Source organism: Streptomyces sp. NPDC048479 (assembly GCF_040651435.1).
Taxonomy (GTDB): domain Bacteria; phylum Actinomycetota; class Actinomycetes; order Streptomycetales; family Streptomycetaceae; genus Streptomyces.
Genome location: NZ_JBEZKA010000004.1, coordinates 414,967 through 430,528, shown reverse-complemented (window position 1 = coordinate 430,528; position 15,562 = coordinate 414,967). Strand labels below are relative to the sequence as shown.

The 15,562-nt window shown below is 70.6% G+C and carries 17 protein-coding genes; 9 read left to right on the top strand and 8 right to left on the bottom strand.

All coding sequences use genetic code 11. The features are described 5' to 3' along the window. Positions 1 to 773 precede the first annotated feature (773 nt). Positions 774 to 1,505, bottom strand: a complete 732-nt coding sequence (locus AB0D12_RS09565; RefSeq protein WP_362678773.1) for a SigE family RNA polymerase sigma factor — start codon at positions 1,503 to 1,505, stop codon at positions 774 to 776. 250 nt (positions 1,506 to 1,755) lie between these two features. Between AB0D12_RS09565 and afsQ1 the strand changes: the two genes are divergently transcribed. From afsQ1 to AB0D12_RS09540, 5 genes are all read left to right on the top strand, one after another. After that, positions 1,756 to 2,433 carry a two-component system response regulator AfsQ1 gene (gene afsQ1 / locus AB0D12_RS09560; RefSeq protein WP_175257369.1) on the top strand — a complete coding sequence of 226 codons (678 nt, stop codon included), beginning with the start codon at positions 1,756 to 1,758 and terminating at the stop codon, positions 2,431 to 2,433. A 40-nt stretch (positions 2,434 to 2,473) separates the two neighbouring features. Beyond that, entirely contained in the window at positions 2,474 to 4,066 is a 1,593-nt protein-coding gene (locus AB0D12_RS09555; protein WP_362678770.1) for a HAMP domain-containing sensor histidine kinase, read from the top strand. A 5-nt stretch (positions 4,067 to 4,071) separates the two neighbouring features. Then, entirely contained in the window at positions 4,072 to 4,698 is a 627-nt protein-coding gene (locus AB0D12_RS09550; RefSeq protein WP_362678767.1) for a hypothetical protein, read from the top strand. Positions 4,699 to 4,824: 126 nt separating this feature from the next. Further along, positions 4,825 to 5,394 (top strand): VanZ family protein, encoded by a 570-nt coding sequence (locus AB0D12_RS09545; RefSeq protein WP_362678764.1) that lies wholly within the window; start codon positions 4,825 to 4,827, stop codon positions 5,392 to 5,394. Between the two features lie 92 nt (positions 5,395 to 5,486). After that, on the top strand, positions 5,487 to 5,687 hold the full coding sequence (locus AB0D12_RS09540) for a PspC domain-containing protein (protein WP_362678761.1): 201 nt from the start codon (positions 5,487 to 5,489) through the stop codon (positions 5,685 to 5,687). A 49-nt stretch (positions 5,688 to 5,736) separates the two neighbouring features. On the opposite strand, the gene AB0D12_RS09535 is transcribed toward AB0D12_RS09540, so the two are convergent. From AB0D12_RS09535 to AB0D12_RS09525, 3 genes are all read right to left on the bottom strand, one after another. Beyond that, positions 5,737 to 6,495, bottom strand: a complete 759-nt coding sequence (locus tag AB0D12_RS09535; protein WP_362678759.1) for a hypothetical protein — start codon at positions 6,493 to 6,495, stop codon at positions 5,737 to 5,739. An 81-nt stretch (positions 6,496 to 6,576) separates the two neighbouring features. Beyond that, the gene (locus tag AB0D12_RS09530; protein WP_362678757.1) at positions 6,577 to 7,026 is read right to left on the bottom strand and encodes an ATP-binding protein; all 450 of its coding nucleotides are present in this window, start codon (positions 7,024 to 7,026) and stop codon (positions 6,577 to 6,579) included. Positions 7,027 to 7,153: 127 nt separating this feature from the next. Then, positions 7,154 to 8,308, bottom strand: coding sequence for an adenosine deaminase (locus AB0D12_RS09525; RefSeq protein ID WP_327325673.1), 1,155 nt, complete (start codon positions 8,306 to 8,308; stop codon positions 7,154 to 7,156). Between the two features lie 115 nt (positions 8,309 to 8,423). Between AB0D12_RS09525 and AB0D12_RS09520 the strand changes: the two genes are divergently transcribed. Continuing rightward, complete coding sequence (locus tag AB0D12_RS09520) at positions 8,424 to 9,284, top strand: alpha/beta hydrolase (RefSeq protein WP_362678754.1); 861 nt, start codon at positions 8,424 to 8,426, stop codon at positions 9,282 to 9,284. Positions 9,285 to 9,292: 8 nt separating this feature from the next. Here the strand turns inward: AB0D12_RS09520 and AB0D12_RS09515 are convergent, their stop codons facing one another. Continuing rightward, complete coding sequence (locus AB0D12_RS09515) at positions 9,293 to 9,556, bottom strand: hypothetical protein (RefSeq protein WP_362678751.1); 264 nt, start codon at positions 9,554 to 9,556, stop codon at positions 9,293 to 9,295. Beyond that, a complete protein-coding gene (locus AB0D12_RS09510) occupies positions 9,553 to 10,506 on the bottom strand; it encodes a LysR family transcriptional regulator (RefSeq protein ID WP_362678748.1) in 954 nt (317 codons plus the stop codon). The genes AB0D12_RS09515 and AB0D12_RS09510 overlap by 4 nt, the downstream gene beginning before the upstream one ends. A gap of 62 nt (positions 10,507 to 10,568) precedes the next feature. Between AB0D12_RS09510 and AB0D12_RS09505 the strand changes: the two genes are divergently transcribed. From AB0D12_RS09505 to AB0D12_RS09495, 3 genes are all read left to right on the top strand, one after another. Then, positions 10,569 to 11,852 (top strand): MFS transporter, encoded by a 1,284-nt coding sequence (locus tag AB0D12_RS09505; protein WP_362678745.1) that lies wholly within the window; start codon positions 10,569 to 10,571, stop codon positions 11,850 to 11,852. 106 nt (positions 11,853 to 11,958) lie between these two features. Next, positions 11,959 to 12,648 carry a L,D-transpeptidase family protein gene (locus AB0D12_RS09500; RefSeq protein ID WP_362678742.1) on the top strand — a complete coding sequence of 230 codons (690 nt, stop codon included), beginning with the start codon at positions 11,959 to 11,961 and terminating at the stop codon, positions 12,646 to 12,648. Between the two features lie 68 nt (positions 12,649 to 12,716). Next, the gene (locus AB0D12_RS09495) at positions 12,717 to 13,697 is read left to right on the top strand and encodes a sigma-70 family RNA polymerase sigma factor (RefSeq protein WP_362678739.1); all 981 of its coding nucleotides are present in this window, start codon (positions 12,717 to 12,719) and stop codon (positions 13,695 to 13,697) included. 33 nt (positions 13,698 to 13,730) lie between these two features. Here the strand turns inward: AB0D12_RS09495 and AB0D12_RS09490 are convergent, their stop codons facing one another. Together AB0D12_RS09490 and AB0D12_RS09485 are read right to left on the bottom strand one after the other, a co-directional pair. Then, positions 13,731 to 14,057 carry an STAS domain-containing protein gene (locus AB0D12_RS09490; protein WP_362678736.1) on the bottom strand — a complete coding sequence of 109 codons (327 nt, stop codon included), beginning with the start codon at positions 14,055 to 14,057 and terminating at the stop codon, positions 13,731 to 13,733. Between the two features lie 135 nt (positions 14,058 to 14,192). After that, positions 14,193 to 15,470 (bottom strand): thymidine phosphorylase, encoded by a 1,278-nt coding sequence (locus tag AB0D12_RS09485; protein ID WP_362678733.1) that lies wholly within the window; start codon positions 15,468 to 15,470, stop codon positions 14,193 to 14,195. Between the last annotated feature and the right edge of the window lie 92 nt (positions 15,471 to 15,562).

Here is a 15,562-nt window from a genome sequence, read left to right as displayed (position 1 = left end):
CCCCGCGCATGCTCTTCCTGCTGGTCGGGACGCTCGTCCCCGGTATAGCTGACCCCGCTATCCCCCCCCCCCCCCCCGCCCCCCCCCCCCCCCCCCCCCCACGCCCCCGGCGGCAGGCGGCAGCTTCGCGCCGCGGTCTGCCTGTGGGTGACGGCGACCAGGGGGCCTGGTCGCCGTCACCCCATCGACGGAAGGCGACAACTCCGTGCCGCGGCACACCCGCGAGTGACGGCGACGCCGGCTCTGGCGCCCACCGGCCCGGTCCCGCCGCGGCCTGCCTGCGCCGGAAGAGACCAGCCCTGCGCGGGACCCGACGCACACGGCGGTGTGCAGCAGGCTGGTGAGCGTCGGCGGCGACGAGCCCCGGAGGACAACACCACACCCCAGCGCACTACGGCCGCTCCGCGCGGCGGCACACCAGCGGGTGACTGAGACGAGCAAGCCTGACGACCCCACGCTCCCGCTGCACGCGGCCCATTCCCGCCGCGGCCCGCCTGCGGCGGAAAAGACCAACCCCGCGCGGGACTCGGACGCGCGTGCAGCGGCGACGGGGCCCGGCGGCACCGCACCGTCGAGGGCTCTGCACGCGGCCGCTCGTGCCGCCGACTGCCGGGTCACCGCAAACAGAGAAAAGCGGGGCCGGACAAGACCCCCCGGCCTGTCCGGTCCCGCTCTGTTTCCCCCGTTGACCCAGGTCGGTCCCCCGTGACCCCCGTGGATCCCCCGATCCCGCCGTCTCCCCCGAAACGGCGGCCCCGTTCCCCCCGTTACCCTCAGGCCACCAGCTCGCCGAAGGACTCTTCCTCGTCACGGCCGAAGCTGAGGACCTCGTCCTCACGCAGCCGGCGGAGCGACCGCCAGATGCTCGACTTCACCGTGCCGACACTTATGTCCAGGATCTCCGCGATCTCCGGGTCCGTGCGGCCCTCGTAGTAACGGAGGACCAGCATCGTCCGCTGGAGCTCGGGAAGCCTGGCCAGCGCCTGCCAGAGCACCGCGCGCAGTTCCGTGCCCCGCATCGCGTCGGTGTCGCTCGCCGTCTCCGGCAGCTCCTCCGTCGGGTACTCGTTGAGCTTGCGCCGGCGCCAGGCGCTGATGTGCAGGTTGGTCATGGTGCGGCGCAAATAGCCCCCGACCGCCGCCTTGTCGCTGATCCTGTCCCAGGCCCGGTATGTCGAGAAGAGGGCGCTCTGCAGCAGATCCTCCGCCTCGAACCGGTCACCGGTCAGGTGGTACGCGGTCGCGTACAGGGAGGCGCGGCGTTCCTGTACGTAGGCGGTGAACTCCGCCTCCGACAGGTTCGTCCGCTCCCCCGCCTCCCGGTACGCCTCCCCGCCACCCCCCACAGGTGCGTCAACCACCGTCATGTACGACGGCTTGTGCTGACGCCCGACGCTGCGAACGCACCCCCGCCCGTTCACCGCGCCGGACTTCTCCGTGCTCCGCACGACGTCGTGGAGACGCGTGACAACTGCGCTTGAGGTGGTGCTGTGCAGTGCGTTCATCTCGCGCCCCCCGTCGAGTGGAGTTTGTTTCCGTCCGTGTGCCAAGAAGCTTGCCCAGGCAGTTTCATGGCGGTGTCCGCCGACTGTCACAGGCGCGTCACAAGCCCCGCCGGGGCGGTCCCGGAGGCAGTCGGAAGGCGGTCGGAAATCGTTTGCGAAAGGGCTTGCACGGCCTGCCACAAGGGGAGGAGTCGTGTGAGAGCTCACCAACTGTCGAACTCCGGCTCCCCCATGGGTCAGAATGACCTCCGTGCCCTTCCTGTTGCTGATCGAGGACGACGACGCCATCCGCACGGCCCTCGAACTTTCCCTGTCACGCCAGGGCCACCGAGTGGCCACCGCGGCGACGGGAGAGGACGGCCTGAAGCTGCTCCGCGAGCAGCGGCCGGACCTGATCGTGCTGGATGTGATGCTGCCCGGGATCGACGGTTTCGAGGTGTGCCGGCGGATCAGGCGCACCGACCAGCTGCCGATCATCCTGCTGACCGCACGCAGCGACGACATCGATGTGGTCGTGGGTCTTGAGTCGGGCGCGGACGACTATGTCGTGAAGCCCGTCCAGGGCCGTGTGCTGGACGCCCGTATCCGCGCGGTGCTGCGGCGCGGTGAGCGCGAGTCCACCGACTCGGCGACCTTCGGCTCGCTGGTGATCGACCGCTCCGCGATGACGGTCACCAAGAACGGCGAGGATCTTCAGCTCACGCCGACCGAGCTGCGGCTGCTGCTCGAGCTCAGCCGACGGCCCGGACAGGCCCTGTCGCGGCAGCAGCTGCTGCGGCTGGTCTGGGAGCACGACTACCTCGGTGACTCACGGCTGGTGGACGCGTGTGTGCAGCGGCTGCGGGCGAAGGTCGAGGACGTGCCGTCCTCGCCGACCCTGATCCGTACGGTGCGTGGCGTGGGCTACCGGCTGGACGTCCCGCAGTGAGCTGTGCGCGCGCCGCGACCCCCACGAACGGAACACCTAGGTGACCAGTGCCGCCAAGCGCGCGATGCTCGCCGGACTCCGCTGGACGAGCCTGAGGCTCCGCCTTGTCGTCGTCTTCGCGCTGGTCGCGCTGACCGCCGCCGTGTCCGCCTCGGGCATCGCGTACTGGCTCAACCGCGAAGCCGTGCTGACCCGTACGCAGGACGCGGCGCTCGGCGACTTCCGGCAGGATATGCAGAACCGGGCGGCGGCGCTGCCGCTGCGTCCGACGCAGAACGAACTGCAGAAGACAGCCGAGCAGATGGCGGGCGGCGCTGACGGCTACAGCGTGCTGCTCATCGGCGAGCGCGCCAAGGGCAAGCCGATCGTCGGTACGTCCGACCCGGACACCTTCACGCTCGACGACGTACCGGCGAGGCTGCAGGAAGCGGTGGCCCAGCGGCAGGATGTCGGGGCCGGCAACTCCGTTCCGTACCACCTGTACTGGCAGCGCACCGAGCGCCGCGGCATGCCGTATCTCGTCGGCGGCACCAGGATCATCGGCGGCGGGCCGACCGGCTATGTCTTCAAGTCGCTGGACCAGGAACGTCAGGACCTCAACTCGCTCGCCTGGTCGCTGGCGATCGCCACCGGGCTCGCCCTCGTCGGCTCGGCGCTGCTCGCGCAGGCCGCCGCCACGACCGTGCTCAAGCCCGTGCACCGGCTGGGTGAGGCCGCGCGGCGGCTCGGCGAGGGCAAGCTCGACACCCGGCTGCGGGTCTCGGGCACGGACGAACTGGCCGAGCTGGCAAGGACGTTCAACAAGACCGCGGAGTCGCTGGAGAAGAAGGTCGCGGACATGAGCGCACGGGAGGAGTCCAGCCGTCGCTTCGTCGCCGACATGTCGCACGAGCTGCGCACCCCGCTGACCGCGCTGACCGCCGTCACCGAGGTGCTCGAGGACGAGGCCGACAGCCTCGACCCGATGATCGCGCCCGCCGTGAACCTGGTGGTGAGCGAGACCCGGCGGCTGGGCGATCTGGTGGAGAACCTGATGGAGGTGACCCGCTTCGACGCGGGCACGGCCAGGCTCGTACTGGACACGGTGGACGTCGCCGACCAGGTCACCGCGTGCATCGACGCGCGCGCCTGGCTGGACGCGGTGGATCTGGACGCCGAGCGCGGCATCATCGCGCTGCTCGATCCGCGCAGGCTCGATGTGATCCTGGCCAATCTGATCGGCAACGCGCTCAAGCACGGCGGCTCGCCGGTACGGGTGTCGGTGCGGCCGGTCGACCACGAGCTGTTGATCGAGGTACGGGACCACGGCCCCGGTATCCCCGAGGACGTACTGCCGCATGTCTTCGACCGCTTCTACAAGGCGAGCGCCTCGCGGCCGCGCTCCGAGGGCAGCGGGCTGGGGTTGTCGATCGCGATGGAGAACGCCCATATCCATGGCGGCGACATCACCGCGGCCAACTCCGCGGACGGGGACGGTGCGGTGTTCGTACTGCGCCTGCCGCGCGACGTCTCGTCGCTGAGGGACGGCGACGGTCACGGCGGCACCGACCCGGACGCCGTCACGGACCCGGACGCCGTCGAAGACGCGGACCGGGGCCGCACCGACGGCCGCGGAGAGGAAGGCACGCAGTGACGCCCATGAGGTGCACCAGGCGGGCGGCAGCCTCACTCGCCGTACTCGCGGGCGTCGTCGTGCTCGGCGGCTGCGGGATCAGGACCACCCAGGTACCGGTCGATGCGGGGCCCGCGCCCTCGCGGGTGCCCTGCGAGGTGAGCGGGGAGAACATCACCCCCCAGGCGCAGCAGCAGGGCATCCCGGTCCGCGTCTACCTGGTCTGCGCCTCGCAGCTGGAGTCCGTGGACCGTACGGCGCAGGTCCCCGAGAAGAAGGCCGTCGACAGCCGCGTACAGGTCGCGCAGGCGCTCCTCGACGAACTCGAGAAGGAGCCCTCGTCCCCGGAGCACGAGGCCGGCTTCGCCACGTACGTACGCGGGCCGCTGGCCCTGACAGGTGCGCGCGAGGGCGATCCCGCGGGCACCCTGCGCCTGAGCCGCCAGCCGGAGGATCTGCCGATGCCGGCGCTGGCCCAGATCGTCTGCACCTTCGCGGAGAGCAGGGCCGCCGCCACGGGCGGTTCGGTGCTGCTGGGCGGGCCCGGGGAGTACGCGCCCCGGGCGTACCAGTGCTCCGCCGGGATCAAGGAGCGGCCGGACGAGGCCGTACCGACGCTCAGCGCGCTCCCGTCGTCACCCGCCGCTCCCTGAGCCTCGATCCGATCCGGTTCCGGAGCGGGTTCCGGATCGGGGTCCGGATCGGGGTCCGGAGCCATTCCCGCTTCCTCTTTGGAAGCTCGCGGAACCGATCCCGGGGAAGCGTGCGTCTTGGGGGGCGTGCAGCGTCAAGGTCCGGTCGGCAGTGCCGCCATCCGCTTCCGCGCGGCGGGGGTCATCCTCCTCCTCGCGCATCTGCTGCTCGTTTCCTGGCTGACGCTGCGCCCGCTGGATGTGGTGTGGGTGACGGCCGCGAATCTCGAGCCGCTCGCCGGGATCAAGGCGGATCTGGCGATGGGCGCTGTGGAAGCCGCGCGCCGGATCGGCGAAGGCCTTCTGCTGCTGGCCCCGCTCGGCATATTGCTGCCGATGGCGGGCGGCCGGCTCACCGTCTCTCCGCTGGCGTCGCTGGCCCGTACGGTCGCGGCGGGCGCGCTGCTGTCGCTCGGCATCGAACTGCTCCAGACCGGGGTGCCCGGACAGGTCGTCGATGTGGACTCCCTGCTGCTGAACACGGCCGGGGTCGCGCTGGCCCACCTGGTCTTCGTGCCCGCGGGCCGCGCCCGGCTCCGCCGCAGGCAGGGGCGGCCGGCCGCCGGCTCCACCCGGCAGCGGCACGGTGCCATGCTGCGGGACGAGGCGTCTCAGGGGCCGACCCCGACGATTCCAAGGGTCGGGATCGCACCGTAGGGCGACGCTTCGACCCCCTTCGCGAAGCCACGATGGATGCATCGGGAGCACAACGGAGATGCTCCCCGAAGGTTCTCGCGAAGGAGCCCACCATGGCCGCACTTGTCCGCCCCCGAGACGGACGCATGATCGGTGGAGTGTGCACGGCGCTGGCACGGCGCTTCGGCACCTCTGCGACCACGATGCGTGTGATCTTCCTGCTCTCATGTCTGCTGCCCGGCCCGCAGTTCCTGCTCTACCTGGCGCTGTGGGTGCTGCTGCCGTCCGAGAAGACCGCCAGCACGGCCTGGTAGTACGGCGGTACCGCCCGGTCGTACGGCGGCACCGCCCGGTCGTACGCAGTCAGCCGGCAAGCACCTGGACGACCTTCGCCAGCTGTTTGTCGGCGACCTCCTGAGGGACGCGCGGCGGTGTGCGCCGCGCGAGGTCCAGCGCCATGAAACGCGCCACGGTCGCTCCCTTGCGGACCACGACCAGATGGATCGGGGCCACGGCGCCCTCGTTGGTCCCGACGGTGGTCCAGCTGATCGTCTCGTCGGCGCCGCGAGTGGTGAAGGCCGCGGCCTTCACCTCACGGTAGGCGCCGCTGCGGCCCTCGAGGGTCGCGCCGAAGCCCCCGGCGCACGCCGCCACCGCCGACTTGAGTCCGGCCATCAGCTTTCCGGCGTCGGACTCGCTGTACGAACTGAGCGAGGCGGACACCGCGAGCCCGAGATTCTTGAGGGAGCCAAGGCCGCGGTTGACGGTGCGGGTGGCCCGTGGGCTCGGTCTGTCGCCCATGGCGTCGGCGAGCGGCTGGCACTGCGGCTTGTCGGCGGCGGGCTGGCCGGAGGGCGCGAGCGCACTCTTTCCGGAGGACACCTGGAACCCGTCCAGATCGCCGGTGGCCAGTACGGCCCGCTCCAACTGCTGCCGGTTGAGCGGCGCGGACGCATCGCTGCCGCCGCCTCCACCACCGCCTTTGCCCGTATCGGCACCCGTGGACGCAGGCGTGTCCCTGTCCTTGGCGGGGCCCCCGTCGTCGCCACTCGTACAGGCCGTGGCCAGCAGGAGCACGGGGACGGTGACAAGGGCGGTCAGTCCTGCGTTCTTCACGCGCATGGCCGCGATCCTGGCACAGGCGAAGTGGGCGTACACCCGATTCGGGTGTACGCCCACTCTTGTGTACGGAGCCGGTGTACGTCAGCCGATGCCGGGCAGACCGCCACCGGTCGGCAGACCGCCACCGGTCGGCAGACCGCCACCGGTCGGCAGACCGCCACCGGTCGGCAGACCGCCACCGGTCGGCAGACCTCCGCCGGTGGGCAGACCTCCGACGAGCGGGAGGCCGCCCAGCAGCTTGGCGACCGGGTCGTCGGCCTTGTCTGTGGTCAGCAGCTTCTTCGCTGACTTCGCGGACTTCTGGGCGGTGGTGGGCAGCGTGGTCGCGCCGTTCGCGAGCGCGGTCCGACTGGCGGCCAGCGACTCGGGGGCGCCCGTCGGAAGCTTGGTGAGCGCGTCCTGGACCGGCAGGACGCCGGTGACGGAGTCGGGGACGGAAGCGGGGGCGGCGACGGCCGTGCCGGCGGCGGCAGCGGCGAAGGCAGCGCCGACGACGGCGACACCAAGAGTCTTGGCAGCAGACTGCTTCATCAGGGATGAGTCCTTGGGACGGGGATTCTGAGCGACTCTGCAAGCTAGCCACGCTCACCCAAGGGCGCAAATGCCATGAAGCGGCCGGAAATTGACATTCCCGGCCGCTTCGACATAGGTGTCGCGATCAGCTCTCACCGACGGAGGAATGGCTGGTCGTCGCGGTCTGCCGGAACAGCCATTCGGATTTCAACTCGGCATATCCAGGCTTGATCACATCGCTGATCATCGCCAGTCGTTCATCGAAAGGAATGAACGCCGACTTCATCGCATTGACGGTGAACCACTGCATGTCGTCGAGGGTGTATCCGAAGGTCTCGGTCAGCAGCTCGAATTCCCGGCTCATGCTCGTACCGCTCATCAGGCGGTTGTCGGTGTTGACCGTGGCCCTGAAGTGCAGCCTGCGCAGCAGGCCGATGGGGTGTTCGGCGTACGAAGCGGCCGCGCCGGTCTGCAGGTTGGACGTCGGGCACAGCTCCAGCGGGATGCGCTTGTCCCGTACGTACGCGGCGAGCCGCCCGAGCTTCACACTGCCGTCATCCGCGACCGTGATGTCGTCGATGATCCGCACACCGTGCCCGAGCCGGTCGGCGCCGCACCACTGGAGCGCCTGCCAGATCGACGGCAGCCCGAAGGCTTCGCCCGCGTGAATCGTGAAGTGGTTGTTCTCCCTCTTCAGATACTCGAAGGCGTCGAGGTGGCGGGTGGGCGGGAAGCCCGCCTCGGCGCCGGCGATGTCGAAGCCGACGACGCCCATATCGCGGTAGCGATTGGCCAGTTCGGCGATCTCCAGGGCGCGGGCGGCGTGCCGCATCGCGGTGAGCATGGCGCCGACACGGATACGGTGGCCGCTCTCGCGGGCCAGCCGTTCCCCCTCCCGGAAGCCCGCGTTGACCGCCTCGACGACTTCTTCGAGGCTCAGGCCGGCTTCGAGGTGCTGCTCGGGGGCATACCTGACCTCGGCGTAGACGACTCCGTCCTCGGCGAGGTCCTCGGCGCACTCGGCGGCGACGCGGAAGAGCGCCTCGCGGGTCTGCATGACGGCGCAGGTGTGCGCGAAGGTCTCCAGATAGCGCTCCAGCGAGCCGGAGTCGGCCGCCTCGTGGAACCAGATGCCGAGCTTGTCGGGCTCGGTCTCGGGGAGCGCGTCATAGCCCGTCTCGCGGGCGAGTTCGATGATCGTGCCCGGTCGCAGCCCGCCGTCGAGGTGGTCGTGGAGGAGCACCTTCGGAGCGCGGCGGATCTGGTCCGCGGAGGGCGTATTGAGGGTCTGGCTCGTCATCTGCGCACTCTACGCCCTACGCGCGTAGAGAGCGCCCCTCGACTTCGCCCGTCGATACACAACGGTGACCATGCGGACGGGTGGAGTACACCTGCCCTTCTGAGACTGTTCTGCCATGGCACACCACGCACTGCCCCTGTGGTGGGGGCGTCCGGCCGATGAGGCCGGAGGAGCGGACACCCGCCGTGAGGCGACCGTGGCAAGGGCAGCGCGAGGGAGCCGTACCCCCCCGCGCGCCCGCCTCGGCCGCGCGACCGGCGGACGCGTCCTGGGGCAGGACTCCGCGGTCGGCGGCGTGGTGCTGCTGCTGCCGGACGGCGATCCGGAATCGGAACGCAGACCCTCCCGGCTCTCGTACGCAGCGGCCCTTCCGCTGGGCCGCACGCTGGCCCGGGCGGGCCGCGCGGACGGGCTGGTCGTGCACGGGGTCCGCTACCGCTGCCGCGGCTGGAACGGCCCGGACGCGCATCTCGCGGCGGACGCGACATGGGCGGTGGACGAGGTGGTACGCCGCTACGGCGACGTCCCGGTGTGCCTCACCGGCCACGGCATGGGGGGCCGCGCGGCCCTGCACGCGGCGGGCCACCCGGCCGTCAACTCCGTGCTGGCGCTGGCTCCTTGGCTGCCGGAGGACGATGTGGCGGCGGCACCGGAACCGGTGAAGCAGCTGGCGGGCAAGCAGGTGCTGATCGTGCACGGCACGAATGACGCGCGCACGGACCCGGAGCTCTCATACCGCCTTGCCGAGCGCGCGAAGAAGTCCAACCGCGACATCTGCCGCTTCGAGGTCCACTCGGACGGCCACGCGCTGCGCCAGCACTACGAGGAAGTCCGGGCGCTGGCGGCGGACTTCGTACTGGGCGCGCTGTTCACCAGGAGGTACGCCCGCCCGGTGGCGGACGCGCTGGCGGCGCCACCGCCGCTGGGCCTGCGCATGCCACTGGCGGCGGGCTTCGGCCGCGCACTGCGACCGTGAGCCTGGGGTCAGGGGAAGCTGAGCGCCACGATCACCGCGAAGGCTTCCAGCAGGGCCTGCACGGCGAAGGCGGCCGTACGCAGCTCGTGGGCACGTCGCATACGTGCGGGAATGGCCATGGTCACCACACAGGCCAGGACCACGCCGGTCAGCGTCCACGAGAAAGCGCCCGCGGGCCAAGGGGAGCAGCCGTCACCGCCGTAGGTCAGGCACCTCGATCCGCGCTCGGTGGACAGGGCGAGAATTCCGGCCATGAGCACGGCCGGGATCACTCCGGCAGCAAGTGCCCCCGCCTGGACAGCAAGAACTTCTTGAATGCCGCCACCGGCGCCGTGTCCGGGTGGCCGTCCAGCCAGGCGACGCCGATCTCCCGTACCGCACGCGGTGCCGTCACCGTCAGTTCCACGACGCCCGGGCGCGCCACCGCCGGGGGTGGCAGAAGAGCCACGCCCAGGCCCGCCGCGACCAGGCCGCGCAGGGTTTCCGCCTCCTCGCCCTCGAAGGCGACCCGCGGTGTGAAGCCCGCCTCCGCGCACAGGTCGTCCGTGATGCGCCGCAGGCCGTAACCCGGCTCAAGCGTGACGAACGCTTCGTCCGCGGCCTCCGCGAGGCGGATGCGCTTGCGGCCCGCCAGGCGGTGGTCGTCCGGTACGACCAGCCGTAGCCGCTGTTCGTCCAGGCGGCGGGCGACCAAGTCAGGAGCGTCCGGGACCGGCGAGGTCAGGCACAGGTCGAGGGCCCCCGCGCGCAGACCCTCGATCATCGCCTCGCCGTAGTTCTGGACGAGCGTGAAGCGGATACGCGGATGGTCGGCGCGGAAGGCCCTGATCAGCCCCGGCACCGTCTCGGAGCCCATCGTGTGCAGAAAGCCGAACGCGACCCTGCCCCCGCTCGGATCCGCGTCCGCCTGCACCGACTCCGCCGCCCGTTCCACCTCCGCCAGGGCCCGCTCCACGGAGGTGAGGAAGGTACGGCCGGCCGGGGTCAGCGACACCGTACGGCCCTTGCGGGTGAACAAGGCGACCCCCAGGTCCTGTTCAAGACGCACGATCGCCCGCGACAGCGTGGACTGCGGGACACCCATCTCCTGCGCGGCTCGCGTCACATGCTCGTGGCGGGCGGCCCCGGCGAAGTACGCGAGCCGCGGAGCGAGCAGCAGCGCAATGTCTTCTTCGTAACTGCCTGGTGACAGCCGAGGCTGTGAGCTGTGTTGATGCACCATGGGAACGATTATTGCCATTCCATGCATTGGACGCATGAAAAGTGGCGGCCTACTTTTGACGCATGCCTCCTGCCAGTACCAAGGCGCCCACCACCGTGGGCGCCGCCTCGCCGTCCCCCTCGCCCTCCCCCGCGCTCCTCGCCCCCGGCGGTCCCGGCTACCGCCGCATGAGCTTCGCGCTCTTCGCCGCCGGTGTGGCCACCTTCGCCCTCCTCTACTCCACGCAGGCGCTGCTGCCCGCCGTCTCCGCCGGGTTCGGTGTGAGCGCGAGCGCCGCCAGCTGGACGGTCTCCGCCGCGACCGGCGCGCTGGCCCTGTGCGTCCTGCCGATGAGCGCCCTCTCCGAGCGCTACGGACGGCGCACCGTGATGACCGCCTCGCTCGCGGTCGCCGTCGTGGTCGGGCTGCTCGTGCCGTTCGCGCCGAGCCTGGAGTGGCTGGTGGCGCTGCGCGCCGTGCAGGGTGCGGCGCTCGCCGGTCTGCCGGCGTCGGCGATGGCGTATCTCGCCGAGGAGGTACGGCCCAAGGCGCTGGTCGCCGCGATCGGCCTGTTCGTGGCGGGCAACAGCATCGGCGGTATGAGCGGCCGGATCGTCACCGGCTGGGTGGCACAGGTGTGGGGCTGGCGTGCGGCGCTCGCCGCGGTCGGCGTGCTGGCGTTGGTGTGCGCGCTGGTCTTCCGCGCCATGCTCCCCAAGGCCCGTAATTTCACGCCCGGTTCGCTCAACCCGCGCGCCGTGGCGAAGACGGTCCGCGGCCATCTGGCCGACCCGCTGCTGCTGCGGCTGTACGCGATCGGCGCGCTGTTCATGACCGTCTTCGGCGCGGTCTACACGGTGATCGGCTACCGCCTGGTCGAGGCGCCCTTCAATCTCCCCCAGGGCATCATCGGTTCGATCTTCCTGGTCTATCTGGTCGGTACGGTCTCCTCCGCCGCGGCCGGAAAGCTCGTCGCCCGGCTCGGCCGCCGTGGCGCGCTCTACCTGGCGGTCACCACCACCACCGCGGGCCTGCTGCTCTCGCTGGCGGACTCGCTGCCCGCCGTGCTGCTCGGCCTGGTCCTGATCACCGCGGGTTTCTTCGCGGGCCACGCGGTCGCCTCGTCCTCGGTGAGCCGTACGGCGAAGACGGGCCGCGCTCAGGCATCGGCGCTCTACCAGTCCGCGTACTACCTGGGCAGCAGCGCGGGCGGCACGCTCGGCGCGGTCGCCTTCCACTCCGGCGGCTGGGCGGGCACGGTGCTGCTGGGGCTGCTCGCGGTCCTCGGCGTCGTATCGATCACGCTGTACGGGACCCGGGTGGCGCGGGCCGAGCACCGGCTGGTGCTCATTGCGGCCCAGCGCTGAAATAAACACCGAAATCAGCACAACTCCAACTCCCCGGCGTGCGTCCAACGGGCAGGCATATCGCAACTGCGCGGTGCACGGAGGGGAGTTGGTGGCTGTGAGGGGCATGAACGGGAGACGAGCCGGGATCACACTCGGACTGACGGGTCTGGTGGTCCCGCTGACGGTGGCGCTCGGCAGCGCGCCCGCGCAGGCGGCGTCCTGCACGACATCGACGGGGCCGTACCAGAAGCAGGTGGAGAAGTTCCTCGGACGCCCGGTGGACGGGAAGCAGTCGGCGGCCGACTGCAAGGCGATCCGCGCCTTCCAGGGTAACCACGGCATCACCCCCACCATCGGGTACGCGGGGCCTCTGACCTGGCGAACCATGAACACGATGCTCGCGCAGCGGGCGGCCGGAAAGACCCCGGACAAGGCGGGCAAGTGCCCGACCAACAAGGGCCGCATCGCGTGCGTGGACCTCACTCGCCAGCTGACCTGGATCCAGGACGGCAAGAAGCTGAAGTACGGCCCGGTGCCGGTGCGCACGGGCAAGAACGGCACCGAGACCCGTACCGGCTCGAAGAAGATCTACCAGCGGAGCATCAACCACTGGTCGACGCTCTACCACGTATGGATGCCGTACTCGCAGTTCTTCGACGGCGGACAGGCCTTCCACTCCACGACGAAGTCGATGTACAACCCGCCCGGCTCCGGGGGCTGCGTCAACATGCGCCCCTCGGATGCGAAGGCATACTGGAATCTTCTGAAGAACGGCGACGACGTGTACGTCTACGGGCGCAAGCCCGGAACCTGACCTCCATTGTCAGTGCCCTCCTGTAGGTTCCGAAGAGCTGGGGCCAATGGGCGACAGGGGTGGACCCGATGAGTGATCTGGCAACGACACAGGACCTGGAATCCAGGCTGGAGCAGCACCGCAGGGAGCTGACCGGCTACTGCTACCGCATGCTGGGCTCCGCTTTCGAGGCCGAGGACGCGGTACAGGACACGATGGTCCGCGCCTGGCGGAGCTTCGAGAAGTTCGAAGGGCGGTCCTCGCTGCGCTCATGGCTCTACCGCATCGCGACGAACGTCTGCCTCGACATGCTGAATGCGGGCAACCGCCGGGCCCGGCCGATGGACCTCACGTCTGCTACGCCCGTGGCCCAGGCGCAGCTCAACGCCCGTCCGGAGATCACCTGGCTGGAGCCGGTGCCGGACGGGCGGGTGCTGCCGTCCGTCGCGGACCCTGCCGAGACCGCGGTGGAGCGGGAGAGCATCCGGCTCGCGTTCGTCGCCGCGCTGCAGCATCTGCCGCCCAAGCAGCGAGCGGTGCTGATCCTGCGCGAGGTGCTGGCGTGGAAGGCGAGCGAGGTGGCCGAGCTGTTGAGTACGACGGTGGCCTCGGTCAACAGCGCGCTGCAGCGGGCGCGGGCGACGCTCGCCGAATCGGAGCCGGCCGCGGCGGACGCGGCAGACCCACTCGACGAAGAGCAGAAGAAGCTCCTCGACCGCTATGTCGCGGCCTTCGAGGGGTACGACATGAAGGCGCTCACGGCGCTGCTCCACGAGGACGCGACCATGTCCATGCCGCCCTACGACCTGTGGCTGCGCGGCCACGACGACATCGTGGGCTGGATGCTCGGCGTCGGCGAGGTCTGCCGGGGCTCGAAGCTGGTCCCGACCGTGGCCAACGGCTCTCCGGCGTTCGCGCACTACCACCCGAGCCAGACGGGCGACGGGTACGAGCCGTGGGCCCTGATCGTCCTGGAGGTCAGGGACGGCATGGTCGCCGGGATGGACTTCTTCCTGGACACCAAGCGCTGGTTTCCGCTCTTCGAGCTGCCGGACCGGCTGGAGGCGTAACCGTCACGGGAGCGCCGGGTCCGAGCGCGAGATCTAGACGACCTCGCCGAGCCCCACCAGATCGAGCAGGGCCCGCAGCTCCGGCCCGGTATCGCGCAGCCGTATCCGACCGCCGAGCCGACGGGCGGTGAGCTGCAGCCGGGCCACAGCATCGACGGCGGCCAGATCGGGATGGGTGAGCCCGCCGACGTCGCAGATCACCTCTGTGACCCCGGCGGCGACGTCGGCACCCCGGAGCCGCGCGCTCAACTCCGCGCACAGGCGCGGCACATCGGCCGGGGACACTCTCCCTGCGATGCGCAGGATGATCGGCTGTGTGGCGTCCACACGGGGGAGACTGCCCCGGCGTCCAGAACTCATCGTGGTACCCGGTCGTCGGCCCATGGCCCATGTCCCCGTCCCGTCGCAGTGGCGGATATGCCCTGCTCTGTGGACCGCTCGGCGGGCCGATTCTCATCGGCCGCCGAGCGAGTGGGGTCAGGCGAGCGAGTGGGGTCAGGCGATGCGGTCGAGCACGATCGGGTTCTGGGTGAACTCCGTGTTCGACGGGGCGATGTCGAACGCGCCCTCCAGGGGCTTCAGGGCGTACTCGAACTTCTCCGGGGTGTCCGTGTGCAGGGTCAGCAGTCGCTGGCCCGCGGTCACCGGCTCGCCGGGCTTGGCGTGGATCTCGATGCCCGCGCCCGCCTGGACCGGGTCCTCCTTGCGGGCCCGGCCCGCGCCGAGGCGCCAGGCGGCGACGCCGACGTCGTACGCGTCGAGGCGGGTGAGGACACCCGACGACGGGGCGGTGATCACATGCTGCTCGCGGGCTACCGGCAGCTCGGCGTCCGGGTCACCGCCCTGCGCGGCGATCATGCGGCGCCAGACGTCCATCGCGGAGCCGTCGGCGAGTGCCTTCGCGGGGTCGGCGTCCTTGATACCGGCAGCGACGAGCATCTCCTGGGCGAGGGCCACGGTGAGGTCGATGACGTCCTGCGGGCCGCCGCCCGCGAGGACCTCGACGGACTCGCGGACCTCGAGGGCATTGCCCGCGGTGAGGCCGAGCGGGGTCGACATGTCGGTGAGGAGCGCAACGGTCCTGACGCCGCTGTCGGAGCCCAGCGCGACCATGGTGGAGGCCAGTTCGCGGGCGTCCTCGATGGTCTTCATAAAGGCGCCGGTGCCCACCTTGACGTCGAGGACCAGCGAGCCGGTGCCCTCGGCGATCTTCTTGGACATGATCGAGGAGGCGATGAGCGGAATGGCCTCGACTGTGCCGGTGACATCCCGCAGGGCGTACAGCTTCTTGTCCGCGGGGGCCAGGCCGTCGCCCGCGGCACAGATCACCGCGCCGGTCGTGTCGAGGACGTGCAGCATCTCCTCGTTGGAGAGCAGCGCCCGCCAGCCGGGGATGGACTCGAGCTTGTCGAGCGTGCCGCCGGTGTGGCCGAGACCGCGGCCGCTCAACTGCGGGACGGCCGCGCCGCACGCGGCGACCAGCGGCGCGAGCGGCAGCGTGATCTTGTCGCCGACGCCGCCCGTCGAGTGCTTGTCGGCGGTCGGCCGGGACAGCGCGTCGAAGTTCATCCGCTCGCCGGACGCGATCATCGCGGCCGTCCAGCGGGTGATCTCCGCGCGGTTCATTCCGTTCAGCAGGATGGCCATCGCCAGCGCCGACATCTGCTCGTCGGCGACCTCACCGCGCGTGTAGGCGTCGATGACCCAGTCGATCTGCTCGGGGCTCAGCTCGCCTCGGTCCCGCTTGGTGCGGATGACGGAGATGGCGTCCATGGGATTCCTTCCGGCAAATGAAGTGCGTACGCGCGACTCTACGCGCATAGAGGGGTGGAGAGAGGGTTGCGAAAGAGGAGCGGCCCTCCCGG

Coding starts and splice junctions, on each gene's coding strand:
- AB0D12_RS09500 (WP_362678742.1), top strand. CDS start 11,959: ATGAACGGGAGACGAGCCGGGATCACACTCGGACTGACGGGTCTGGTG.
- AB0D12_RS09530 (WP_362678757.1), bottom strand. CDS start 7,026: ATGAAGCAGTCTGCTGCCAAGACTCTTGGTGTCGCCGTCGTCGGCGCT.
- AB0D12_RS09495 (WP_362678739.1), top strand. CDS start 12,717: ATGAGTGATCTGGCAACGACACAGGACCTGGAATCCAGGCTGGAGCAG.
- AB0D12_RS09520 (WP_362678754.1), top strand. CDS start 8,424: ATGGCACACCACGCACTGCCCCTGTGGTGGGGGCGTCCGGCCGATGAG.
- AB0D12_RS09525 (WP_327325673.1), bottom strand. CDS start 8,308: ATGACGAGCCAGACCCTCAATACGCCCTCCGCGGACCAGATCCGCCGC.
- AB0D12_RS09540 (WP_362678761.1), top strand. CDS start 5,487: ATGGCCGCACTTGTCCGCCCCCGAGACGGACGCATGATCGGTGGAGTG.
- AB0D12_RS09510 (WP_362678748.1), bottom strand. CDS start 10,506: ATGGTGCATCAACACAGCTCACAGCCTCGGCTGTCACCAGGCAGTTAC.
- AB0D12_RS09565 (WP_362678773.1), bottom strand. CDS start 1,505: ATGAACGCACTGCACAGCACCACCTCAAGCGCAGTTGTCACGCGTCTC.
- AB0D12_RS09550 (WP_362678767.1), top strand. CDS start 4,072: ATGAGGTGCACCAGGCGGGCGGCAGCCTCACTCGCCGTACTCGCGGGC.
- AB0D12_RS09505 (WP_362678745.1), top strand. CDS start 10,569: ATGCCTCCTGCCAGTACCAAGGCGCCCACCACCGTGGGCGCCGCCTCG.
- AB0D12_RS09485 (WP_362678733.1), bottom strand. CDS start 15,470: ATGGACGCCATCTCCGTCATCCGCACCAAGCGGGACCGAGGCGAGCTG.
- AB0D12_RS09490 (WP_362678736.1), bottom strand. CDS start 14,057: ATGAGTTCTGGACGCCGGGGCAGTCTCCCCCGTGTGGACGCCACACAG.
- AB0D12_RS09535 (WP_362678759.1), bottom strand. CDS start 6,495: ATGCGCGTGAAGAACGCAGGACTGACCGCCCTTGTCACCGTCCCCGTG.